Source organism: Streptomyces sp. NPDC003247, assembly GCF_042888135.1.
In the GTDB taxonomy this organism is placed as follows: domain Bacteria; phylum Actinomycetota; class Actinomycetes; order Streptomycetales; family Streptomycetaceae; genus Streptomyces.
Window position 1 is genome coordinate 1 of the sequence record NZ_JBIAPF010000025.1, and the last position, 21458, is coordinate 21458.

At 69.3% G+C, this 21458-nt stretch carries 19 protein-coding genes and 7 pseudogenes; 17 read left to right on the forward strand and 9 right to left on the reverse strand.

The window, feature by feature from the left end; genetic code table 11:
* Nucleotides 1-474 precede the first annotated feature (474 nt).
* The 4 genes from ACFYWQ_RS42470 to ACFYWQ_RS42485 all read left to right on the forward strand — a co-directional run bounded on the left by ACFYWQ_RS42470 (nt 475) and on the right by ACFYWQ_RS42485 (nt 2928).
* The gene (locus tag ACFYWQ_RS42470) at nt 475-1305 is read left to right on the forward strand and encodes a tyrosine-type recombinase/integrase (RefSeq protein WP_389525894.1); all 831 of its coding nucleotides are present in this window, start codon (nt 475-477) and stop codon (nt 1303-1305) included.
* Nucleotides 1302-2000: a hypothetical protein gene (locus ACFYWQ_RS42475; protein WP_389525897.1), complete on the forward strand. Its 699-nt coding sequence runs from the start codon at nt 1302-1304 to the stop codon at nt 1998-2000. The genes ACFYWQ_RS42470 and ACFYWQ_RS42475 overlap by 4 nt, the downstream gene beginning before the upstream one ends.
* A 134-nt stretch (nt 2001-2134) precedes the next feature.
* Entirely contained in the window at nt 2135-2518 is a 384-nt protein-coding gene (locus tag ACFYWQ_RS42480; RefSeq protein ID WP_389525900.1) for a hypothetical protein, read from the forward strand.
* Nucleotides 2519-2574: 56 nt separating this feature from the next.
* Entirely contained in the window at nt 2575-2928 is a 354-nt protein-coding gene (locus ACFYWQ_RS42485; protein ID WP_389525902.1) for a DUF6233 domain-containing protein, read from the forward strand.
* A gap of 356 nt (nt 2929-3284) precedes the next feature.
* Here ACFYWQ_RS42485 and ACFYWQ_RS42490 read toward each other — a convergent pair whose 3' ends face one another.
* Nucleotides 3285-4304, reverse strand: a complete 1020-nt coding sequence (locus tag ACFYWQ_RS42490; RefSeq protein WP_389526007.1) for an aldo/keto reductase — start codon at nt 4302-4304, stop codon at nt 3285-3287.
* A gap of 29 nt (nt 4305-4333) precedes the next feature.
* Nucleotides 4334-5230: a helix-turn-helix transcriptional regulator gene (locus ACFYWQ_RS42495; RefSeq protein ID WP_389525905.1), complete on the reverse strand. Its 897-nt coding sequence runs from the start codon at nt 5228-5230 to the stop codon at nt 4334-4336.
* A gap of 282 nt (nt 5231-5512) precedes the next feature.
* Here ACFYWQ_RS42495 and ACFYWQ_RS42500 point away from each other — a divergent pair, with 282 nt between their 5' ends.
* Genes ACFYWQ_RS42500 through ACFYWQ_RS42520 form a run of 5 tightly spaced genes read left to right on the forward strand, consistent with a single transcriptional unit; the run spans nt 5513 to nt 10873 of the window.
* On the forward strand, nt 5513-7030 hold the full coding sequence (locus ACFYWQ_RS42500; protein ID WP_389525908.1) for an MFS transporter: 1518 nt from the start codon (nt 5513-5515) through the stop codon (nt 7028-7030).
* Nucleotides 7030-7914, forward strand: coding sequence for an aldo/keto reductase (locus ACFYWQ_RS42505; protein WP_389525911.1), 885 nt, complete (start codon nt 7030-7032; stop codon nt 7912-7914). The genes ACFYWQ_RS42500 and ACFYWQ_RS42505 overlap by 1 nt, the downstream gene beginning before the upstream one ends.
* 36 nt (nt 7915-7950) lie before the next feature.
* Nucleotides 7951-9018: an NAD(P)-dependent alcohol dehydrogenase gene (locus ACFYWQ_RS42510; protein WP_389525913.1), complete on the forward strand. Its 1068-nt coding sequence runs from the start codon at nt 7951-7953 to the stop codon at nt 9016-9018.
* Nucleotides 9015-9830 carry an SDR family oxidoreductase gene (locus tag ACFYWQ_RS42515; protein WP_389525916.1) on the forward strand — a complete coding sequence of 272 codons (816 nt, stop codon included), beginning with the start codon at nt 9015-9017 and terminating at the stop codon, nt 9828-9830. The genes ACFYWQ_RS42510 and ACFYWQ_RS42515 overlap by 4 nt, the downstream gene beginning before the upstream one ends.
* Nucleotides 9827-10873 carry a zinc-binding dehydrogenase gene (locus ACFYWQ_RS42520; protein ID WP_389525919.1) on the forward strand — a complete coding sequence of 349 codons (1047 nt, stop codon included), beginning with the start codon at nt 9827-9829 and terminating at the stop codon, nt 10871-10873. The genes ACFYWQ_RS42515 and ACFYWQ_RS42520 overlap by 4 nt, the downstream gene beginning before the upstream one ends.
* A gap of 331 nt (nt 10874-11204) precedes the next feature.
* On the opposite strand, the pseudogene ACFYWQ_RS42525 reads toward ACFYWQ_RS42520, so the two are convergent.
* Nucleotides 11205-11321 (reverse strand): annotated as a pseudogene (locus ACFYWQ_RS42525) (Ku protein); the annotation flags it as partial.
* Between the two features lie 276 nt (nt 11322-11597).
* On the opposite strand from ACFYWQ_RS42525, the gene ACFYWQ_RS42530 reads away from it, so the two are divergent.
* Nucleotides 11598-11783 carry a hypothetical protein gene (locus tag ACFYWQ_RS42530; protein ID WP_389525922.1) on the forward strand — a complete coding sequence of 62 codons (186 nt, stop codon included), beginning with the start codon at nt 11598-11600 and terminating at the stop codon, nt 11781-11783.
* A gap of 46 nt (nt 11784-11829) precedes the next feature.
* Here ACFYWQ_RS42530 and ACFYWQ_RS42535 read toward each other — a convergent pair.
* Nucleotides 11830-12282, reverse strand: a pseudogene (locus tag ACFYWQ_RS42535) (HNH endonuclease family protein); the annotation flags it as partial.
* A 645-nt stretch (nt 12283-12927) separates the two neighbouring features.
* Between ACFYWQ_RS42535 and ACFYWQ_RS42540 the strand changes: the two are divergent.
* Together ACFYWQ_RS42540 and ACFYWQ_RS42545 are read left to right on the forward strand one after the other, a co-directional pair.
* Complete coding sequence (locus tag ACFYWQ_RS42540; RefSeq protein ID WP_389525925.1) at nt 12928-13644, forward strand: helix-turn-helix transcriptional regulator; 717 nt, start codon at nt 12928-12930, stop codon at nt 13642-13644.
* Between the two features lie 79 nt (nt 13645-13723).
* Complete coding sequence (locus ACFYWQ_RS42545; RefSeq protein WP_389525927.1) at nt 13724-14182, forward strand: hypothetical protein; 459 nt, start codon at nt 13724-13726, stop codon at nt 14180-14182.
* Nucleotides 14183-14210: 28 nt separating this feature from the next.
* Here ACFYWQ_RS42545 and ACFYWQ_RS42550 read toward each other — a convergent pair whose 3' ends face one another.
* Together ACFYWQ_RS42550 and ACFYWQ_RS42555 are read right to left on the reverse strand one after the other, a co-directional pair.
* Nucleotides 14211-14459 carry a hypothetical protein gene (locus ACFYWQ_RS42550; RefSeq protein ID WP_389525930.1) on the reverse strand — a complete coding sequence of 83 codons (249 nt, stop codon included), beginning with the start codon at nt 14457-14459 and terminating at the stop codon, nt 14211-14213.
* A 379-nt stretch (nt 14460-14838) separates the two neighbouring features.
* Nucleotides 14839-15576 carry a dienelactone hydrolase family protein gene (locus ACFYWQ_RS42555; protein WP_389525933.1) on the reverse strand — a complete coding sequence of 246 codons (738 nt, stop codon included), beginning with the start codon at nt 15574-15576 and terminating at the stop codon, nt 14839-14841.
* Between the two features lie 245 nt (nt 15577-15821).
* On the opposite strand from ACFYWQ_RS42555, the pseudogene ACFYWQ_RS42560 reads away from it, so the two are divergent.
* Nucleotides 15822-16227, forward strand: a pseudogene (locus ACFYWQ_RS42560) (IS701 family transposase); the annotation flags it as partial.
* A 90-nt stretch (nt 16228-16317) separates the two neighbouring features.
* On the forward strand, nt 16318-16569 hold the full coding sequence (locus ACFYWQ_RS42565; protein ID WP_389525936.1) for a hypothetical protein: 252 nt from the start codon (nt 16318-16320) through the stop codon (nt 16567-16569).
* 1053 nt (nt 16570-17622) lie between these two features.
* Here the strand turns inward: ACFYWQ_RS42565 and ACFYWQ_RS42570 are convergent.
* Nucleotides 17623-18282, reverse strand: coding sequence for a formylglycine-generating enzyme family protein (locus ACFYWQ_RS42570; protein ID WP_389525939.1), 660 nt, complete (start codon nt 18280-18282; stop codon nt 17623-17625).
* 1098 nt (nt 18283-19380) lie between these two features.
* Between ACFYWQ_RS42570 and ACFYWQ_RS42575 the strand changes: the two are divergent.
* Nucleotides 19381-19473 (forward strand): annotated as a pseudogene (locus tag ACFYWQ_RS42575) (3'(2'),5'-bisphosphate nucleotidase CysQ); the annotation flags it as partial.
* A 96-nt stretch (nt 19474-19569) separates the two neighbouring features.
* Here ACFYWQ_RS42575 and ACFYWQ_RS42580 read toward each other — a convergent pair.
* Nucleotides 19570-19665 (reverse strand): annotated as a pseudogene (locus ACFYWQ_RS42580) (DNA-binding response regulator); the annotation flags it as partial.
* Between the two features lie 11 nt (nt 19666-19676).
* Here ACFYWQ_RS42580 and ACFYWQ_RS42585 point away from each other — a divergent pair.
* Together ACFYWQ_RS42585 and ACFYWQ_RS42590 are read left to right on the forward strand one after the other, a co-directional pair.
* Nucleotides 19677-19751 (forward strand): annotated as a pseudogene (locus ACFYWQ_RS42585) (DNA-binding response regulator); the annotation flags it as partial.
* Between the two features lie 153 nt (nt 19752-19904).
* Nucleotides 19905-20404, forward strand: a pseudogene (locus ACFYWQ_RS42590) (NAD(P)-binding domain-containing protein).
* A gap of 401 nt (nt 20405-20805) precedes the next feature.
* Here the strand turns inward: ACFYWQ_RS42590 and ACFYWQ_RS42595 are convergent.
* On the reverse strand, nt 20806-21198 hold the full coding sequence (locus ACFYWQ_RS42595) for a DUF2267 domain-containing protein (protein ID WP_350854399.1): 393 nt from the start codon (nt 21196-21198) through the stop codon (nt 20806-20808).
* Nucleotides 21199-21458: the final 260 nt, after the last annotated feature.

A 21458-nucleotide genomic window follows, 5' to 3' on the forward strand; every position in this document is an offset into this window, starting at 1 on the left:
CTACGTCTTCCACGGGACGGTCACCGTCGCCCCGATCAGGCTCTGGCGGCGCCGGTGAGATCACCCGCTCCTGCTCCGGCAGGCGTTCGGCGTTTTCCGGGACCCATGGGAAAAGTACGCCGGGCCCCTGCCGCCCGGCCTGGAGCACCTGCACACCCTAAAAGTTACGTGGAATCTGTCGGGGTGATCACGTCTCCTCGGTGCAACCACGGACTTGGGAGATCGCTTGAGCGCCACGACGGTGCTGACGGAGAAGTGGCCGGTGCTCGGCCGACACGAGCAGGCAGCGGCCTGGCTGTCGGTCTGGACGGATTTGGGACGTGCGCCGCGCACGATCGACGCCTACGGCCGTGGACTGGCCGAGTACCTATTGATGTGCGAGCGGGAAGGCATCGACCCGGTCGCTGGAGCCGGGCGCATATCGCCGTCTATGTGCGGGAGTTGGCCTCGCGGCCTCACTACCGCGGTGCGAACGTGGTCTCGATCGACTCGGGAGCTGGGCTGGCCAACGCCACGATCCGGCAGCGCCTGGTACCAGTCCGCCTGTTCTACGACTTCCTGCTGGAGGAGGGCCTGCGGGAGTCCAACCCCGTCGGTCGGGGCCGTTACACCCCCGGCCGACGGGCCGGCGGTCAGCAGCGCGGCCTGGTGCCGCGGCTGACGAAGCTGCCGTGGATCCCTGGCGAACACGAGTGGCTGCGCATCCTGGAGGTGGCCCGGCAAGAGTCGATCCGCAACCGTGTGATGCTCGCTCTGGCCTATGACGCCGCGCTACGGCGCGAAGAATTGTGCTCGCTCCGGACCGATGATGTGGATCCAGCCCACCGCACGCTGCGGATACGGGCGGAGACGACGAAGAACCGGCTTGAGCGGGTGGTTCCCTGCTCGGCGTCGACCAGCGTGCTGCTGTCGGCCTACCTCGCTCACCGGGCCACCGTCAGCCGGGCGCGAGGGCCGCTGTTCCTGTCGGAGTCGCGGCGCAACTACGCACAGCCGCTGAGCCTGTGGACGTGGTCGACGGTGGTACGCCAGATTGCCCTGGCTTCCGGTGTCCCGCGCTTCTCCACACACACCACCCGGCACCTGTGCCTGACCGATCTGGCCCGGATGGGCTGGGAGTTGCACGCGATTGCATCTTTCGCCGGCCACCGTCACACCGACTCCACCCTCCAGTACATCCACCTGTCCGGCCGTGACCTTGCCGAGAAGTTGAAGACCGGGATGGATCACATTCACTCCTGGCGGGTCCAGATGCTCGCTGAGGCGGACATATCGAAGGCCGCGGCGGGAGGAGCTTCGCGATGACGACCGCTTCCCTGCCTGAACAAGCGAACAGGCGCTGGCACTCCTCGATCGGCCCGCGCCGCGGTCACCACTCACCGGTGCTGTCGGAGGCAGAGCGGTGGGCCATCCGCGAGCTGGGCCTGCGGAACCTGCGTCGACTGCGCTATCACAATCCCGATGCACCTCAGTGGGCTGTCATCAGCCGTCTCATCCAGCCTATGCAGGACGTCGACGCCAGCTTCGACACGCCGCCCACCATGCACATGACGCGAGCCATGAACGACGCCGTCGCCGTCGTGATTCTGCGGTGCGCGGACGTTGGCCGCGCGTACTGGGACTGGACCGATCAGGAATGGCTGGACCTCCTCGGCCACAGCCACAAAGCTTTTCGGGACCAGGTGCCCGACTGGGCCGAGGGGGCCGTGCGGCCGTTCTTGTGCGGGCACGCCTACCATCTGGGCGGTTTCGCCGGCTTCCATCAGCTCGGGCGGTTCGACCGGCTGACGCTGGCCTGCCGCATCTTCGGACGTCAGCTGGTCGAGGAAGAGATCGGACGGGTTCGTGCTGTGCTGACCGGCTGGGGTTACCAATACGGCAAGGAGCACGACAAGGGCGTGCCTTCGGTCATGAGCCAGCTCTTCCTGCTCAACCGCAGCCCCACAGCAGCGACCTCACCACATCATTCTTCGACCGCGTCCGGCGAGAGGAGCTTCTGACCGACGACGGGACGAGGGTCTTGTTCGCAGTACAGCGGGCCATTGCCGAACTTGGCTTCTGCGAGTCACCGATCTTGCGCTCAGCGTCTGAGAGGGTCGGCGATGTCGGGGTTCCACCAGGGTGGGCTGAGTGGGTGGAGCGGTGGACGTCTACGACAACCCTGACGCGCCGGCACCGCCTGAATACCCGAGCCGCGCTGCTGAAGGCCGGCCGGTGGATCGCCTCGGAACAGCCGGGGGCTGAAGATCCCGCCGCCTGGACCCGGCAGACGTGCGTGGCCTGGATCGCGGCCGTCGACCGCATGAAGATCGGCGACTATGTGGTGCGCGCCAGCGGCTACCAAGACCGCGTCGGTCAGCCCCTCCGAGCCGGATCGAAGGCTGGCCTCGTCCGTGCCGTAAGGGTCTTTTTCCGGGACATCCAGGAATGGGAGTGGCTGCCCCGCAGGTTTGACCCGCTTCGGGCTCTTGCCGTGCCACGCACGATCAACGACTTGATCGCCCGAGTCCCCGGGTGATCGCTGACGACGTCTGGGCCAAACTGCTGTGGGCCGGACTCAACTGATTCCACAGAATGCGCGTATGGCACACGATGTGGCTGACCCGCATCGACACCAAGATCGCCGCCGTGCAGCAGCGCCAGGCCGAAACCGACCACGGCCGGCGCAGCCGGCCCGAACCCCCGCAGTGGCTCGTCGAACTCGGCATCAGCACCGGCCGCCCGCCCGTCCAGGTCCACGCCGGCGACTGCCGCATGACCGGCAGCCGACGCCGCCCGGTCAGCCATGACGAAGCCCGCCGCCTCCCGGCCGGCGGACTGCGCGCCTGCACCCACTGCCGGCCCGAGACCCTCCTCGACATCATCGACTTATCCGACGGAGGTATCCCGCCCCCACCCGCATACCGCCCGAAGGACCCCCGCCGATGACACCGACTCCCCCGCCCCCGGTCACCGAACCCGACCCGTCCGCGCTGACCTGCCTGGGCAGCCAGGCCGGCCCGGCCCCTGCACCACCTGCCAGCGCAAAACACACACATACGGCCGCCGGCACCGAGCGGGCGGCCCTACCAGTACTGGTGCCATCACAGCCGTGCGGACGGGAGCAGCACAGAGTGGCGCCGGATTGGTCGTTCGTTGGAGCGGGGTGCTGCGAGCGTCTTAGGCGGCGTTCCATGCGGCTTGCGTCTGCACCAGGTGGTCGGTGTGACTGAGTGACTTACCTGGCACCGCTCGCCACTACGGCGCTCAGCTTTGGAACCGGCCTCCGGTCACAGTGGGACGCATCAGCGTCGCCGCTGGTCGGCACGGAGTTCGAAGTCTCCGTAGCTGTTGTCGACCGGGTTGACCGTGACGCCCGGTGCGACGATCTCGTCGATGGCGTCGAGGATGTCAGAGGAGAGGGTGAGGTCGGCCGCGGGCAGGAACGCCTCCAGCTGTTCCATGGTGCGCGGTCCGATGATCGCCGACGTGACGCCGGGGTGGTTGATGACGAAGGCGACGGCGAGCTCGATCAGGGAGATGCCTGCCTTATCCGCCAGGATGGCGAGCTGTTCGACGGCGTCGAGTTTGCGCTGGTTGGCGGGGGTGTTCATGTCGAAGCGAGCCTGGGGGCGGGCGGCCGAGGCGGGGCCTTCGGTGACGTTCTTGCGGTAGCGGCCCGAGAGCCAGCCACCCGAGAGCGGGCTGTAGGTGAGGGCGCCCATGCCGTGGCGGCGCACGGTGGGCAGCACGTCTTCCTCGATGCCGCGGACCAGGATCGAGTAGGGCGGCTGCTCGGTGACGAAGCGCTCCAGGTTTCGCTCGCGCGAGGTCCACTGGGCCTCGACGATCTGCGAGCCGGAGTAGGACGAGGAGCCGATGTAGCGGACCTTGCCCTGGCGGACGAGGTCGGTGAGGGCGCCGAGGGTCTCGGAGACGTCGGTGTCGGGGCTGGGCCGGTGGACCTGGTAGAGGTCGATGTGGTCGGTGCCGAGCCGCCGCAGGGAGTTCTCGACCGCGCGGATGGTCCAGCGGCGCGAACCGCCGCGCTGGTTGGGGTCGTTCTGGTCCATGGGCATGAAGAACTTGGTGGCCAGGAAGACGTCCTCGCGTCGGCCCTTCAGCGCCTTGCCGACGATCTCCTCCGAGACGCCGGCGGAGTAGACGTCCGCGGTGTCGACGAAGTTGACGCCCGCGTCGAGGGCGCGGTGGATGATCCGGATGGAGTCGGTCTCGTCCTCGTTGCCCCAGGGGCCGAACATCATCGCGCCCAGGCACAGCGGGCTGACCTGGACGCCGGTACGGCCCAGCGGCCGGTACTGCATGGAGTGGTTCTCCTCTTTCATGTGGGGGGTCAGTCGTTTGCGGAGGGTACGACCGTGCCGGTGGTCGTCCAGCTCGCGAGCAGGTTCAGGGCCTGCTGTTCGGGGGAGTCCGGCTCGGGTGTGTAGAAGTTGAGGCGCAAGCCGGGGTCGGACGGCAGGTCCATCGCTTCGTAGGGCAGGGCGAGGGTGCCGACCAGCGGGTGACGGAACCTCTTCACTCCGGACCGGTGGAACTTCACATCGTGGCGGGCCCAGCGGCGGGCGAACTCGTCGCTCTTGGCCGTCAGCTCTCCGATCAGGTCCGTCAGCGCCTTGTCGTGCGGCGCGCGGCCGGTTTCGGTGCGCAGGAAGGCGACCGCGTCGTCGGCTCCCTTGTCCCAGTCGACCCAGAAGTCTTGGGCTGCGGGATCCAGGAACAGGAAGCGGGCGCTGTTGACCGGCCCGCGCTGCGCGAACAGCGGTGAGTCGAAGAGCGGCGCGTACAGCGCCCGGCCCAGGGCGTTGGCGGCCACGGTGTCGAAGCGGGCGTTGCGCACGAAGGCGGGGACGCCGGTCATCGAGTCGAGCAGCCGCAGGATCGTGGGCCGTACCCGGGATGACGTCGCGGTGGGCCGCCGCCCGGCCGGAGTCGACGCGCGGGCGAGGTCGTAGAGGTGGGTGCGTTCGGCCTCGTTGAGCTGCAGGGCGTGCGCGAGGGCTTCGAGGACCGACTCCGAGGCGCCGGCGAGGTTGCCGCGCTCCAGACGGACGTAATAGTCCACGCTCATGCCTGCCAGCAGGGCGACCTCTTCGCGCCGCAGCCCGGCGACACGGCGGTTCCCGCCGTAGACCGGCAGCCCGGCCTGCTCGGGGGTGATCCTGGCCCGCCGGGTGCTGAGGAACTCCCGCACCTCGGCGGCCACGTCCTTCTTGGTGTGGTCGGTCATGCTCATTTCCTGGTGTGGGGGCCCGGCTCTGACCGGGCTGGTCGCGTCGGCCGCCGGGCCGGACCTGACTACGGGCAGAGGGGCACGGCGCACTCCTCCCGGTCGGTCTGCTCGGTGTGCCGGCTCCTCCACGGTAGGTCGGCCCGGAGGGGCCTGCGAGGTACTGCCAGTACCTGGAAGAGCAGTGACTCCCACTGCCCCCTCAAGGTGCCGTTACCTGGAAGACGCCACAGACGGGCGGCCCGGGATCGGGCCGCACTCCCGATCGACGCGAGGAAGACCGTGCGCTCAGCAGCCACCCACGACACCGGCGCCGCCCCCGCCGGGCCAGTCCCCGACTCGAGCCGTCCGGGCGGGCCGAGCGGCGGCAGGACCATCGCCCCGCGCCGCCAGCTGCGGGGTTCCTCCGGGGGACCGGCCCGTTCGACGCTGATCCTGGCGGTCATCTGCATCAGCTACTTCATGGTCATCCTGGACAACTCGATCGTGTTCACCGGGCTGCCGCAGATCCGCTCCGACATGGGCTTTTCCGAGACGGGCCTGTCGTGGATCACCAACGCCTACGTGCTGGTCTTCGGCGGGCTGCTGCTCCTGGGAGCACGCGCCGGTGATCTCTTCGGCCACCGCAAGGTCTTCCTGTACTCGCTGGTGGTCTTCTCGCTGGCCTCGCTGCTCGTGGGCGCCGCCCAGAGCGCCTGGTGGCTGATCGCGGCCCGGGCGCTGCAGGGCGTCGGCGCCGCCGTTCTTGCCCCGTCCGCGCTCTCCCTGCTCACGCGCAGCTTCGCGGAGGGCCAGGCCCGCAACCGGGCCATGGCCGCCTACAGCGCAGTGGCCGGCCTCGGCGCGGCGTTCGGGCTGGTCGTCGGAGGTCTGGTCGCGGACCTGATCTCGTGGCGGGCCGGGTTCTTCCTGAACGTCCCCATCGGCATCGTGATGATGGTGCTGGCGGTCCGCTTCCTGCCCGAGACCGAGCGTCACGGCGGCCGGTTCGACGTGGCCGGGGCGCTGCTGGCAACCGTGGGATCGACCGCGCTCGTACTGGGCATCGTCGACGCGGCCGACCACGGCTGGACGGCACCGGCCACCTGGCTCCCCCTCGCAGCGGGCGCGGTGCTGCTGGCCCTGTTCGTCGGGGTGGAGCGGCGGGCCGCGCAGCCGATCGTGCCGCTGCGGCTGTTCGCGAGCCGGGAGCGGTCCGGCGCCTACGTCACCCGGATGCTCTACATGGGCGCGATGATCGGGTTCTTCTTCTTCACCGCGCAGTTCGTGCAGAGCGTCTACCACTGGACGCCGCTGCAGGCCGGCCTGGCCTTCCTGCCGATGACGCTGGTCAACTTCGTCTTCGCCATCCGCGTGCCCCGGCTGCTGGAGAGGTTCGGCAGGCCCCGGGTACTCGCCGCGGGGGTCGTGCTGACGACCGTGGGCATGGCCTGGCTCAGCCGCCTGGACCTGCACACCCCCTACCTGACCGGAGTGGCCCTGCCGATGGTGGTCATCGGCGCCGGCCAGGGCCTGGCACTGGCCCCGATGACCTCCAGCGGCGTCGACGGCGTCGCACCTGAGGACGCGGGGGCCGGCTCGGGCCTGGTCAACACGGTGCACCAGATCGGCAGCGCACTGGCCCTGAGCATCCTCACCGCCGTGGCCGCCACCGTCTCCACCCATCACGCGGCCGCCGACATCGCGGCCCGCTCCGGCACCGCGCTGACGGGCTCCGCCGTCCTGCTCGCCCTGGCCGCCGTCGCCGTCCTCACCCTGATCGTGCCCGCACGGGCGTCCCGCAAGCAAAGGACTACGTGATGCAGACCCTCACTCTCAACAACGGCGTCGAGATGCCCGCCCTCGGTCTCGGCGTCTTCCAGACCCCGCCCGACGAGACGACCGCTGCGGTCACGGCCGCGCTGGAGCTGGGCTACCGGCACATCGACACCGCCGCCGCCTACGGCAACGAACGCGAGGTCGGCCAGGCCATCCGCGACTCCGCAGTGCCCCGCGACGAGATCTTCGTCGAAACCAAGATCTGGATCAGCGACTACGGCTACGAGGAGACCCTGCACGGCTTCGACAAGAGCGCCGCAAAGCTCGGCGTCGACCAGATCGACCTGCTGATCCTGCACCAGGCGCTGCCGTCCGAGTTCGACAAGACCCTCGACGCCTACCGCGCCCTGGAGAAGCTCCTGGCCGACGGCAAGGTCCGCGCGATCGGCGTCAGCAACTTCATGGTCTACCACCTGACCACGCTGCTCGATGCGACGTCCGTCGTGCCGGCGGTCAACCAGCTGGAGATCCACCCCTACTTCCAGCAGCGCGAGGTGCTCGACTTCGACGACCGGCACCACATCCTCAACCAGGCGTGGTCCCCCATCGGGGGCATCACCTTCTACCCCGGCTACGGCGAGGACCGCCGCAGCGTCCTTCAGGACCCGGCCGTCACTGCCATCGCCGAGACGCACGGCAAGAGCCCCGCGCAGGTGCTGCTGCGCTGGGGCTTGCAGCAGGGCCGCTCGGTCATCCCCAAGTCCACCAAGCGCCACCGGATCGCCGAGAACATCGACGTCTTCGACTTCGACCTCTCGGCAGACGAGCTGGCTGCGCTGGACGCGCCGGAGACCGGCCGGCGCGGCGGTCCCGAGCCCGAGAACGTCACCCTCGCCGCCTACGGCCGCGCCATCCCCGAAGCCTGACCTTCACCCCTGTACGACCTGCAAGAAGGAACCACCGTGCCCACCACCGTCAGCGCGTTCGGCGCCCACGAGGCCGGCCGGCCACTCGCCCCCGTCACCATCGAGCGCCGTGACGTCGGCCCCCACGACGTCCAGATCGACACTCTGTACTGCGGGATCTGCCATTCCGACATGAACTTCGTCGACGGCTCCTTCGGCCCGCTCCCGATCAGCCCGCTCGTCCCCGGGCACGAGATCGTCGGCCGCGTCACCGAAACCGGCTCGGCCGTCACCCGCCACCAGGTCGGCGACCTGGTCGACATCGGCTGCATGGCCAACTCCTGCCGCGCGTGCGCCAACTGCCGGGCCGGACAGGAGCAGTACTGCCTGGGCGGGCACACCCTCGTCTTCGGCAGCCCAGACCCCGCCGAGCCCGGCGCCCACACCCAGGGCGGCTGCTCCGAGGCGGTCGTCGCCCCCGAGGACTTCGTCGTCCGCGTGCCCGAGAACCTCGACCCGGCCGCCGCCGCGCCGCTGCTGTGCGCGGGCATCACTGTCTACGCGCCGCTCAAGCGGTTCGCCGCCGGTCCCGGCACCAAGGTCGCGGTCGTCGGCCTCGGCGGACTGGGCCACCTCGGCGTGAAGATGGCCAAGGCCATGGGTGCCGAGGTCACCGTGCTGTCCCGGTCGGACAGCAAGCGTCAAGCCGCCGCGGCCCTCGGCGCCGACCACTACGCCGCGACCGGTGACGGCACCGCCTTCACCGAGCTGGCCAACACCTTCGACCTCATCCTCAACACCGTCAGCGCGCCGATCTCACTGGCGGACTACCTCGGCCTTCTGCCTCTGCACGGCACCATGATCAGCGTGGGTGTCACCACACAGCCGATGCCACTGGACGTCTTCCCCCTGCTGCAGAACGGGCGCTCCTACGCCGGCTCCCTGTTCGGGGGTATCGCCGAGACGCAAGAGATGCTCGACTTCGCCGCCGAGCACAAGGTCACCGCCGACATCGAGCTGATCGGCGCCAAGGACATCAACACCGCCTACGAGCGGATCAACGCCTCCGACATCCGCTACCGGTTCGTGATCGACGGATCGACCTTCAAGGGGCTGACGGCATGACACAAGCAGCCCCTTCGGACATGAACCGCGTCCTGATCGTCGGGGGCACGGGCAGTATCGGACGCCTCGTCGCTTCCCGCCTGCTCGAGCTGGGTCGCCTGCCGCGCGTGCTCACCCGCGACCCCGCCCGCGCCCGGCGGTCGCTGCCCGCTGGTGTCGAGGTGGTGGCAGGCGAGCTGGCCGACCCGACGGCCGTGCGCGCCGCCGTCGCGGGCGTCGACGCCGTCGTGATGACCCACGGTGCGCCCCACGGGTCCGGCGACCACGCCGCGGTCGACTACGGCGCCGTCCCCGCGGTGCTCGACGCCCTGGACGGACATCGGCTGCCCGTGGTGCTGATGAGTTCGATCGGGGTCACGGCCAGCGGCGGGCAGTCGCGGGAGCTGCTGGAGTGGAAGCGGCGCGGTGAGCGCCTCCTGCGGGTCAGCGGCCTGCCGTACACGATCGTCCGGCCCGGCTGGTTCGACGCCCGCAGCAGCTCTCACCAGCAGGTGGACCTGCGCCAGGGCGACCTGACCGAGTACGGGCCCGTGCGCCGCGACCACGTCGCCGAGACGATCGTCCAGGCCCTGCTGACCGAGTCGGCGAGGGGCAGGACCGTGGAGGTCTTCTCGGCCGACGGCCCGGCCCTCACCGACTGGCCGGGCGCGTTCCTCGCAGCCGAACCCGACCGGCCGGGCGACCTCGACGGCGCCCTCGACCGGCCCGGACCACAACCGCAGGCAGAACCCGAGCGTGTCCGCGCCGACCTGCGACGTCACACCCACACCCCCCTGACAGCCGAACTCCGACATCTGAGGAGACCGTCATGAAGGCAGCCATCTTCCGAGGCGAGAAGCACATCGAGCTCGGCCAGCGCCCTGACCCCACCATCCAGGAGCCGTCCGACGCCGTCGTCCGCGTCGTGCGCGGCTGCGTCTGCGGCTCCGACCTCTGGTACTACCGCGGCATCAACCCCCACAAGGTGGGCAGCATCGGCCACGAGTACATCGGCGTCGTCGAAGCGGTCGGCGAGGATGTGAAGAACCTTGCGGTCGGCGACTTCGTCATCGCCCCCTTCACCTACAACGACGGCACCTGCCCTGCCTGCCGGGCCGGGTTCGAATCCGACTGCGAGCACGGAGGGGCCTTCGGCGACGGCGACAGTGACGGCGGCCAGGGTGAGAAGGTCCGCGCGCCCTACGCCGACGCGACCCTCGTGAAGGTCCCCGCGTCGGCCGACGGGTTCACCGACGCCCAGCTCGCCTCTTTCACCGCACTTTCCGACGTCATGTGCACCGGCTACCACGCCGCCGTGAGCGCGGGCGTGAAGCAGGGCGACACCGTCGCCGTCGTCGGGGACGGCGCAGTCGGCCTCTCGGCCGTGCTGGCCGCCAAGCTCCTCGGCGCCGGCCGGATCATCGCGCTCAGCCGTCACGCCGACCGGCAGGCCCTCGCGAAGGAGTTCGGCGCCACCGACATCGTCGCCGAACGCGGGGACGACGCCGTCACGGCCGTCCTCGGCCTCACCGACGGCGCCGGCGTCGACGCCGCGCTCGAATGCGTCGGCACCGACCAGTCCATCGAAACGGCCGCCGGGATCGTCCGCGCCGGAGGCATGATCGGCGCCGTCGGCGTCCCGCTCTACGAGAAGTTCGAGTACAAGACCCTCTTCTGGAAGAACATCGGCATCAAGGGCGGTGTCGCCCCCGCCCACCACTACATCCCCGAGCTGCTGCAACACGTCCTGGATGGAACGATCAATCCCGGACTCGTCTTCGACTACTCCACCGACCTCGACCACATCGCCGACGCCTACGCCGCCATGGACGAGCGCCGCGCGATCAAATCACTCCTCACGATCAGCCAGCCGTAACCCCCGGACCCCCTACACCGGTCCGAGGGTGCGACAAGCACAGCCGGTTCCCCCAGTCGCCGGGACAGGTCCTCACCACGGGGTTCGCCATGAACGGGCCGTCGAGACCGGGTCAGACCCGAGCCGGCGGCCGAGTTCACCAGGTGGTGGCGACGGTCCGCTGGGAGACCCATACGTCGTCATGACGGGCGTGAAGACTTCTTCCCGGTCGGCGACTGACCCTCCACTCAGACGCACCCGGTACTGGTGTCTCATCCGAACCGGTGATGGTGCCACACCTGTTGCACCGACCACGGTGATCCAAACCGGCGATGAGCTCCACGGAAACCGTATCGTCCAGATGGTACTGGTAGAAGTGGATCGAGTGGCCCTCGGTGCCGGACTGGACGTGGATAGGTGCCGTGACCAGGCCGAAGCTGATGGCTCCTGACCATATGGTTCGGGGCATGGGGGACCTCCGCGACAGCCCCGAGAGGTCCAGGCTATGACCCGGCGGCCCGGGCTGCACCTGACGTCCCCGCAGGCAGCCGCATGGCCTCCCGCGGGGAGGGGTAGGGAGGCGCGGCGGGTCCTGCCGCCCGGGGGAAGACGGCAGGACCCGGCAAGGGGCGCCACCCCGGGGGAAGGGGGGCCCGTGCGCACCACCATGCACCACAAACCAGCCACAGGAAAAGATCACGGCCGGAATCATTCGCTGTCAGTGCCGGCCGGGATGATGTCCCCTATGACGATCACGATGCAGAACTACGGACTCACCTGGACCAGGCCCGACGGCATACCGCGGGCCTCCGCCGTCGCCCACGACGAGCCCACCGCCGCACGGCGGCGGGCCGAACTCGAGAACGCCCGTTGCACCGACGTGGAGATCGTGCCGGTCCGCCCCGGCGTACTCCCCCGGCCGAGAACCTGAACACGAGCGCTCACCCCCCAGTCTGCCGCCCTGCGGCCGGCACCGGTCAGCGGGCCAGGGTGACCTCGACGGGCGTGTTGGGGCAGCCGTCCAGGACGGCGGCGAGCGCGCTGCGCTCGGTGGAGTCGACCGTGAGCCCCCACCGGGTCTTCACCGCGATCCAGTCGGTGGCGTAGGTGCAGCGGTAGCCGGCGGCCGGAGGCTGCCAGGTGGCCGGGTCCTGGTCGGCCTTCGACCGGTTGGACGCCGCCGACACCGCGATCAGGGCCCGCGGGTCGCCGAGGTCGTTGGCGTAGGCCTCCCGCTCCGCCGGGCTCCAGGCGGAGGCTCCGGAGTCCCACGATTCGGCGAGGGGCACGAGGTGGTCGATGTCCAGGGCGCGCGCGACCTCGAAGTAGGTGTCGTCGTAGGCGGAGTACCAGACGCCTCCGGTCAGCCGGCAGCGGGCGCCCTGCTCGGGGGCGGTCACCGCCTCCTCCAGAAGGACCTCGTTACGCGTTATCTGGACTGCTTCAGGAGGGCTGAGTCACATGTGCCACAGGTGCTCCTGCCTGCCATGCTTCACAGAAAGTGATGATTCTGTGAGGTACAAGAACGACCCAGGAGTATTCGATGTTGTGCATGGAGAGGGCCATCTCGCCAAGTACGGGGGCTGTGACCATGGTCCTCGTGGAGGACCAGACTTTCGAGATGCACCCAGAAGCTCGCGACTTTTCACTTCACCTGCGTGCACGAGGAAGGTCACCGCACACGCAGCGTAACTACCTGTTGCGGCTTGGGCGTTTCCTGAACTGGTGTGCCAGCGGGGGGCGCCGGCGTCGGGAGGAAGCGGAGGAGACCATCGCGTCGCTCCGGCTTGCTCTGCGCAAGGCGATGCGGGCTGTCCCGTGAGGAACTGTGACTTCCTCGTCTGGGCAGCCCGTCGAGGACACTGCACCCCGCTGACGGTCTAGCTGCGGGAGTCCGGCTTCAGCGAAGCTTGGGGAAGTCATTACGCGCGCCATTCCATCGGGCGCCATCCCGGCGAGCGTCGTTTCCGTATCACCTCATAGGAGGCGACACCTCCTGCACAACAGCATCAGCGCGAAGTTTCGCCAACATCCATGGTCGATATACTGACCTGGTGGGACTGGATCACGCCTCGTTGACCAGCTTGGCCGCCCTCGGCGACCCCACGCGCCGCTGCATGTTCGAGCTCATCCGGCAGGAGCGGCGGCCGGTGACGCGCGAGGAAGCGGCCCACAGCCTCGGCATCTCCCACAGGCTGGCGGCCTTCCACCTGGACAAGCTGGTGGAGGCCAGCCTGCTCCAGGCCCGCTACGAATCGCCCGCGGGTATCCGCAAGGTCGGCCGTAGGCCCAAGGTGTACGAGCCGGTGGACGAGGCCATCGCGGTGCACATCCCGAGCGTCGCTACGGCATGCTGGCCGACGTCCTCACCGAGGCCGTACTCACCGAGACGGACGAGGAATCGGCCCGCGACGCCGCGCTCCGCGTGGCGTACGCGCGAGGGGAAAGCCTGGGCGGTGCCGAACGCGAGCGGGGTGCGTCCCGGGCGCCTCGGCGCCGAGCGCGGACTGAGCGTAGCGGCTGAGACGCTTGAGAAGTTCGGCTTCGAGCCGGAGCGCGCTGCGCCCACCCTGCTGCGGCTGCGTAATTGCCCCTTCCACCCCATGGCGGCCAAGGCCCCGGAATTGGTCTGCGCCGTCAATCAGGCCTTCCTGGCCGGCTACCTGCACGGCCTGGGAAGCGACAAGACCACAGCGGTGCTCGCCCCGCAGCCCGGCTCCTGCTGCGTCGAACTGCGCGGCGACGGCGCGACGGGCCGCAGCTCGCAGACGGACACCGCCTGCGAGGCGTGAGCCGAGGCCGTACTCTCCGCTTGCAGCCGCCGGTTTCCCCGGCCCGTCTGCTCCGTGTACATGAACGGCTGGAGTGACCATGAACTCCATCTCTGCCACCGAAGTCACCCTGAGAGGACTGGGAGCGGGCTGTGCCGTCGGCAATGCGGTGCTGCATGCTCTCCTCGTTCCCGATCACCTTGAGGAGAAGTTCTACATCGGCGTCCTGTTCGCCCTGGGTACTGCCGTCATGCTCGTCGTGGCTGTGGCACTGGTGACCTTGAAACGCCCCATGGTCGCATGGCTGACCGGGTCCCTCGTCAGCCTCGGCATGATCGTCGGTTTTCTGCTGTCGCGCACTGTCGGCTTGCCGGACGGCTACTACGAACCCGGCTGGGAGCTGCCATACGGCCCCCTTTCCTTGATCGTAGAGGGGCTGTTCGTTTTTGCCTTTCTTACCTGGCTGGCAGCCAGGCCGACGATCGCCGCCGCCTCGGGACCGCCGTACAAGGCGGACAGCGAGCCGATCGTGTCCGGGCGAGGCGGTTGGAGGAAGTGACAGGTGAAGCTGTTCCGTCTCGGGTCACTCACGCCTGGTCCGGTACTCCGGGCCGAAGAGTGCAGATAATGCGCGTGCTGCACCCGTCGCCGTCGGCGTCGATCCAGTGCCGGAACTGGTCGCGGGTGCAGCCGGTACGGTCCTCCGCCTGCACCGGCAGGGCCTCCAGGGCGTCCCGGACGGGCAGCACGACCGTCTCCCCCGGCGCGCGCCCGGGCGGAGCGGCGGTCACCTCGGCGGAGCGCTCTTGTGAAACGTACAGGATGTACAGAATCACGATACGCCATGGCCCTGAGATTTGAGTGACGCCAGCCCGGTCCGAGCTTGCGGAGTTGGTCAACCGCGTCGTCCAAGCGGGGAACAGGTCGTTCTGGCCCGCCACTCCAAGCCGCTCGTCGCCCTCGTTCAGGCCGCTGACCTGGAGCGACTCGAATCCGCGGGATGGGAGCCGGAGAAGGTGATCGGCACGGTGTCCGTCATCCTGGACGCCCTGTCCCCTCGCAGCGAGCCGAACCAGTTCGGCCTGGTCGCCGAACACGGAAGCCCGCGCGAGACTTACCGGCCTCACCGAATGTGGTTCTGCCGTGCGGACTTGAGGGGAGGGGACTGTCAGTGCCCGACGCGTACCAGGCCTGGCGCCAGGCTGTTTGCCTGGATCATGCCCCCAGGCCCTCCGTCACGGGCAGGCACTCGGCGAGCAGGTCGACGACGTCGCGCCAGGCTCGCTGCGCGTGCTGTGGGTGGTAGCCGACGCCGGGGACCGTGGGATGTTCGACCGGCGGGTGGTGGAAGGCGTGCAAGGCGCCGCCGTAGACCGCGAGGCGCCAGTCGACGCCCGCGGCCTGCATCTCGGCGGTGAACGCGTTCCGTTGCGCGGGCGGCATGATCGGGTCTTCCGACCCCACCCCGGCCCACACCGGGCAGCGAATGCGCGCTGCCTCGCCCGGTCGCCCCGTGGTAGTCGCGTTGACTGTCCCGATCGCGCGCAGGTTGACGCCGTCGCGCCCGAGTTCCAGCGCGATGGCGCCCCCGGTGCCGTAGCCGACGGCGGCGATCCGGTCGGGGTCGGTCCGCGATTCGGTGCGCAACACGTCGAGCGCCGCATGACCGATGCCCCGCATCCGGTCGGGATCAGCGAGCAGTGGCATGCAACGAGCCAGCATCTCCTCGGGGTCGCTCAAATAGCGCCCGCCGTGGAGGTCGAAGGCCAGCGCTACATATCCCAGCTCGGCGAGAGCATCGGCCCGGCGGCGCTCGACGTCGCTGAGCCCCATGCCCTCTGGTCCGAGCAACACTGCGGGCCGGCGGTCGCTACCGGCCGGGAGCGCGAGGTGCCCGATCATCGTCAAACCGTCCGCCGGGTACTCGACCGTACGCGTCGTAATCGCCGTCATGAGACTGGACTGTAGTGATCGTCGAGCCTGGCCCGGCCGGTGTTCTGCCGCTGGCAGAACAGCGCGCGTGTCCCTCTGAGATGCGGGGGCCGAGCCCTCAGGGGCTTCAGATCATCTTGTTGCCCCCCCTTCGGCGCGTACCTCGGTCACACCCCTAACCCGTCGGCTACTCCGCCAGCGGGCGCCACGTCCCCCTCCGGTTCCCCGCCATTCCACCCCGAGGATCCGCGAACCCGTCGGCTTGGGAACGGGCGGACGTCTTCCACGTCATGGCCATCGCCTGGCACGACACCGCCGTCACCCGCTGGGCGATCGGCCATTCCGTCCACGACCTGTTCAACGGCCTCGCCTGACAGAAAAGGAAGCGCCGTTTCTGCGGCACCGGGGCTCGCAGCCCGCGGATCTACGAATGGACACTCGTCGAAGTCCGGCCCTGGCACCGACCCGACCGCCGCCACTGGGTGATCGCCCGCCGCAGCATCAGTCGGCCCGAGGAGATCTCCTACGGCATCGCCTACTGCCCCGCCCAGACCACGCTGCATGACCTGATCCGCGCCGCCGGGCAGCCGATGGGTCGTCGCGGGGGCCCGACGCGTCGTCCTACCAGTGGTCCCGGGCCGCTGTGGAGGCGCTCTCCGACGTCATCCGGGCCGCGATGCCCTCCCCGCCGATCGACGGCGGCGCGGCGGACCGGATCGCCGGTGAGCTCGGCATCCGCACGTGATCGGCGAGAAGGGACACGTGACCGCGTTCGTGGCGCGGTGGTTCGTCGACCGTGGTCTGCTGGTCGACCTGAGCGCGAACCCGGACGGAACGTTGCAACCATCCCGTGCGGCGACAGCCACCGGCCGGGCCTCGAAGAGGTGCGTACCGGGCGTGGTGCGGGCCGGGGCGGGCTGCAGCGTGACGAGCGGGGACCGCTGGCCCTTCTCCACAGCGCGCAGGTACTCCCAGTCGGCCTCCGGGTACGCGTCGACGGACGCCGTGGTGTAGCGCGACGTCAACGGCCCCGGCCCGGCTTGTACCGGACCCCGATCGACTGCGGTAAGCGGATTCAGCCGAGTCTCACCATATTCGGCACGGCGCACCCGGAGCCTGGCGGCGGCCTGCTCGGTTCCCAGCGGGGTGTCGGCAGCGACCAGGTCCGCCAGGTTCTCACGCTGGCAGACCTCGCGACCTGGCCGTTCAGGCCCCGTCCCGGAAAGTGCCCCGGGACGGACTGGCGGGATCTCCGGCCGGGCTGGGCAGGCGAGCCGAGAGGGGACGGTTCCGGGCAGTGATCTCCGTCGAGACGGGTCAGGTCGCGCTGCGCTCCAGGTGCGGCACGAACTGAGGCTGGCGTTCCCACTGGCATCGCGCCCCTCCCGGCCTCTCCCCCGCCGCCCTCCCAGCCTCACGTCACTGCCTCGGTTAAGCGCCGACCAGGCCATCCACCTGCGCGAGGCAACGATTCGGCTTCCACCTTCGGGGGACAAAACGCCTACCTCGCTGCTTTCGTGGGCATCGCTGGCGCTGACCGCACAAGCACCCGGCAGAAAGAGATCCCAGTGCCTGTCCGCTCCCTCACCGCAGCGCTCGGTGCCGCCTGCAGTGCCTCCGCTCTGCTCCTCGCCGTACCTGGATCCGCCTCCGCCGCCACCGGACAGTTCCGCTACACGTACACCACCGTCGACGATCCACGGCTTGGCCGGATCGAAAACCGCGGCCCGGCGCACCGGTTTCTTCCGCGGCGGAACCGCAGACAGCAGGGCCTGCCTCACCGTCCGGCGGTGCACTCCATACTTTTCCGCCAGAGCCCGCTGCGACAGTTCCGGATCAAGACGCTTGTCCCTCCGGATCGCAGCGAACAACTCCGTCCGCGACAAACCCATCCCGGCCTCCCGGCACGACCGTGATCAAGCACCACGGCCTCCGACATGACCGTGATCGACGCACAAACCCTGCCGTCGCGGGTCGGACGGACCAGTGCATTCAATCCAGAGAGGGCACGTCGGCCGACCTCGGACGCAGCCGCCCCGCTCAACTGATCGATTCGGAATGAGGCTGTTACGGCTGAGGCAGTGGTGTGGAGCGCACGATGCGAAATCCCACGTCGTCGATCCGGAAGGTCGGGTGGCTGCGCCGCCGCACCGACGCCCGGCAGCTCCAGTGCTCGTCGGCCCATCCACCACCACGGAGCACCCGGTAGGCCCCGTACACCTCGGCGTCGTAGACGTCCCAGCACCAGTCCCACACGTTGCCCAGCATGTCGTACAGGCCCAATGCGTTGGGCTGCTTGCCGCCGACGGAATGGATCCGCCCATCGGAATTGCCCTGGTACCAGGCGACCTCGTCGAGCTGTCCGTACCGCGGGCCAGTAGTGCCCGCACGGCAGGCGTGCTCCCATTCGGCCTCGGTCGGCAACCGGTAGCCGTCTGCGGAGGTGCCCCACTCGGCCGTCTCGGCGTCGACGCACAGGCGATACGCGGGCGTCAGCCCCTCCCGTTGGGATAAGGCGTTACAGAACTGGACCGCGTCCCACCACGAAACACTCTCAACCGGCAGCTGCTCACCCTGGGCGCTACTCGGCCGTCGGCCCGTGACTCGTGCGTACCAGGCCTGCGTGACCGAGAACGCCGACATCTGAAACGGCGCGACCTCGACCGGCCAACTGCTCTGCGTCCGCCTGTCCGACAGCGTCACCTGTCCCGACGGGACCGCAACCATCTTGTTTCCTGCCCCCGCGTCCACAACAGGCCACCCTACCGGCGTCTGCCCACGGCTCTACCGATCTTTCCGGTCGGCGGTGGAGCCAGATCAACTTCGTACACCGTGGAGCCACTTCTGGTCCGTACCGTGGTGCCCAAAGAAGTGCTTACAAACAGTCATCGGATGCCGGTCGCGCTGGCTGGCTGAGCAGGCACGTGTTCGGGAAGCGGAAGCCACCACGCGGTCTCCGTCACCTGCCGGTTCGCGCACACGAGCCCCTGTCATGGGTATCGATGAGTGTGGTGGCTGACCGCACAACAAAGGCTGGCACAGGAGGGGGAAGCGTTGAGCGAAAGGCTTGAAGGAAGCTCGCGGGTCGCCTTGCTCACTGTCCCGAGCGCCATGGGCCCCGCGGTTGAGGCTGACGGTCAGGTACAGGGCTCGCCGGCCCGCTCGCCCGGCTCGGCACGCCTGCCCGTGCGGCAGGGACGGCGGGGACCGTGCCGGTAGACGCGCTGGGTATCCCCGTGCCGGACCGGATTCACCCACGAGCAGATCGGATCGGGCACGGGCTGGAAGCATGGGCTGCCAGAACCGGCCTGGCGTCAACGGCGGCGCAGTGTGCGCGCTTGCGGGCGGCAGGTTTCCACCGGATGGCGGCCCGAATGATCCCCGACGGCCCTGCGGCGGACGTGGAACGGCTGGCCCGGTGGATCACCGTGCTGTTCCACCTCGATGACGCACAGGACGAAGGCGCGATGAGCCACACTCGCCGGGGGCGGTGCTCGATACGTACGCGGCGCTCACCACCATCCTCAAGGGCCGCCACCTGCCCGGCCTCCCGCCATCCTCGTCACCCGTCATCGCTGCGGTGGCCGGGCTGTGGCCTGCGCGACGAGGCGTTCGACACCGTGCCCGCACCGGACGGCGCCACCGCCCTGCGGCTGGCCACCGCGGGCATCTCCGCCGCCGTACTCGAGCCGCCATGAGCGTGGCCAGGAGGCGGAACTCGGTCGGCGTCAGATCGACACAGGAGCACCACATCGGTGTAGGCCGGGCCGTCGACCGCCGAACCTTCGAGGGCGAGGATCATCCGCGGACCTCCTTCGCCTTCGCGCTCCGGCGCGAGCGGACCTGCTTCCCGGGGCGCTGCTGGTGGACGAGGCCGGCAGGCAGATATCCGACGTCGAGGGCCGCCCCTGGGTCCCGGCCGCCGGAAGGCGTCGATCCGGCCAGCGGCCAGGTAGGCGGTCACGGCCGGTTGTGACCGGTGGCGGAGACCGCTCATGTCAGGCGGTGGCCGATCCCTCCGGCCGAGAACCCGGACAGCCGGTCGGCCAGCCGGTGATGGGCGGTGAGGAAGATGACGGGGGAGAGGAATCCGTTCGCGCGCATCGCCGCCCTTCTCGTGCAGACGTGCCTGGCCCGAAGGCGCCCAGGTCCACGACAACACCCTCGACCAGTACCTCACCCGACTGCGCCGCAAGCCGCAGCGCTGCCAGGGCGCCCACCAGGACCCCTCGCCAGGGCCCCCACCGCCGCGGCGACCAGGAGCGCTCCGGCGGAATCGTGCGCCGCCGCGAACTGGTCCGGGCGGTGACTCCCACGAGAACCACAAGCACCGGAAGGACCACGTCAGCATGACCACGATCGCCGTTCTCGGAAACGGCCGCGTCGGCGGCTGCCTCGCCGTAGCCCTCACCCGGGCCGGGCACGAGGTGACCGTGGCGGACCGCTCACCAGGCTCTGCCGCCGACGCCACCCGGACAGCGACGTGGCGCGTTCGGCGTACTGGGCGTGGGTATGGTGCTGTTCGCCGAGACCGGTCTGTTGATCGGTTTCTTCCTCCCGGGCGACTTGCGCGGCCGGTGGGCGACGGACCACGAGAGAAGTGCTCTACTCGGTGATCACCGTGCCCGCCGCGCTCACCCGGACACCCACAGCCTTCCTCTCCGGCAAGGACCCGGAGGCCAAGCAGGTCGTACGCGAGCTTCTCGCCGACCTCAGCCGGCAGCAGGAGTGGATCACGGACCTCGACGGGATCGAGACCGCACGCGCCGCCGAGGCCGCGATCCTGTTCGTCCCGCACGTGATCCGATCCAGCGGATTCGCGCCCTCCGCAATCTCGATCACCCGCTGAAAGCCCGACGCAACACTCCCTGAGGATGACCGCAAGACGTGAAGAGCCGGAGTGCCCGAACGGCTGTCAGGGCGGTGGGTGTGTCAACCCAGCGGCCCCGTCTCACGGCTGATGCCGCCGCAGCTGATCGCCCCGCTGATCGCGGAGGGGGTGGCCAGGAGCGGCGGCCGTGACGTCACCCTCCTGCTCCAGGACTACGCGCAGGAGCTGCTGGTGCCATTGCCGGGCAGGAATCTGAGCGTCGGCCAGCCCGAGCCAGTGGCCAGCTCACCCGCTGGCCGTGCCTTCCTGAGCGCGGACGTGATCGAGGTGTCGCAAGCCCACGGCAGCAGAACCACGAAAATCCATCCCATAGAACTGTCAGACGATCATCACGCCAGCAACCACCGCGCCTCACGGGCTCAGTCCGCGAGGTCGGCCTTGCCGAACAGGACGGCGTAACTGGAGGGGAGCTGGCTGATGATCTGATTCAGCTCTCCGCCAGTGACAGCGTCGGCGACGGTGGTCAGGACCGCGCTGGCGTCCCACTGCGCCGTACGCGGCCGGGCATGGGTGCGCTCGGCGACCCGGCGGTAGAACTCTTCGATCCCAAAGCTTCGCGCCTGCTGCGGCGTGGCATGGTCCAGGACTTGTCCCAGCGGGCCGGGCAGCTGGGATGCGAGGTCCTTGACCTCTCCCGGGCTGATCCGTTGGGCCAGCACTTCCAGCACCGCGTTGGTGACGTCCGCGGCTTCGTCCTGGTCGTTGTACTCGCCTCGCTCGCGCACACGGGCGAGGAATCCGTCGTATTTCATCGCTGACTTCCTTCTGCCTTGGTCACCGCTGGTCATGGGGGTCGCCCGGTGCGCCGCCGGGTCGGCCGGGTCCGTCCGCCGGCGCGTAGCTGCCGTTCGCAAGGCCGTTGGCCCGAGACTCCCGCAGGGCACGGCGGAAGCGCCGGGGCCCCAGGAACGGCCGCCCACCGCCTGTTCGAGTCGGTCGCCGCTCGTCGGGTCGGCTTCTTGGAGCGCGTGGGTCATCTGTTCTCGTCGTCGAGGCGCTGTTCGGCCATGGC

What these genes read in the sequence shown, in the direction of transcription:
- ACFYWQ_RS42475 (WP_389525897.1), top strand. Translation starts at nt 1,302, where the DNA reads ATGACGACCGCTTCCCTGCCTGAACAAGCGAACAGGCGCTGGCACTCC.
- ACFYWQ_RS42490 (WP_389526007.1), bottom strand. Translation starts at nt 4,304, where the DNA reads ATGCAGTACCGGCCGCTGGGCCGTACCGGCGTCCAGGTCAGCCCGCTG.
- ACFYWQ_RS42485 (WP_389525902.1), top strand. Translation starts at nt 2,575, where the DNA reads ATGCGCGTATGGCACACGATGTGGCTGACCCGCATCGACACCAAGATC.
- ACFYWQ_RS42495 (WP_389525905.1), bottom strand. Translation starts at nt 5,230, where the DNA reads ATGACCGACCACACCAAGAAGGACGTGGCCGCCGAGGTGCGGGAGTTC.
- ACFYWQ_RS42595 (WP_350854399.1), bottom strand. Translation starts at nt 21,198, where the DNA reads ATGAAATACGACGGATTCCTCGCCCGTGTGCGCGAGCGAGGCGAGTAC.
- ACFYWQ_RS42545 (WP_389525927.1), top strand. Translation starts at nt 13,724, where the DNA reads ATGAACTCCATCTCTGCCACCGAAGTCACCCTGAGAGGACTGGGAGCG.
- ACFYWQ_RS42570 (WP_389525939.1), bottom strand. Translation starts at nt 18,282, where the DNA reads ATGGTTGCGGTCCCGTCGGGACAGGTGACGCTGTCGGACAGGCGGACG.
- ACFYWQ_RS42505 (WP_389525911.1), top strand. Translation starts at nt 7,030, where the DNA reads ATGCAGACCCTCACTCTCAACAACGGCGTCGAGATGCCCGCCCTCGGT.
- ACFYWQ_RS42515 (WP_389525916.1), top strand. Translation starts at nt 9,015, where the DNA reads ATGACACAAGCAGCCCCTTCGGACATGAACCGCGTCCTGATCGTCGGG.
- ACFYWQ_RS42520 (WP_389525919.1), top strand. Translation starts at nt 9,827, where the DNA reads ATGAAGGCAGCCATCTTCCGAGGCGAGAAGCACATCGAGCTCGGCCAG.
- ACFYWQ_RS42530 (WP_389525922.1), top strand. Translation starts at nt 11,598, where the DNA reads ATGACGATCACGATGCAGAACTACGGACTCACCTGGACCAGGCCCGAC.
- ACFYWQ_RS42555 (WP_389525933.1), bottom strand. Translation starts at nt 15,576, where the DNA reads ATGACGGCGATTACGACGCGTACGGTCGAGTACCCGGCGGACGGTTTG.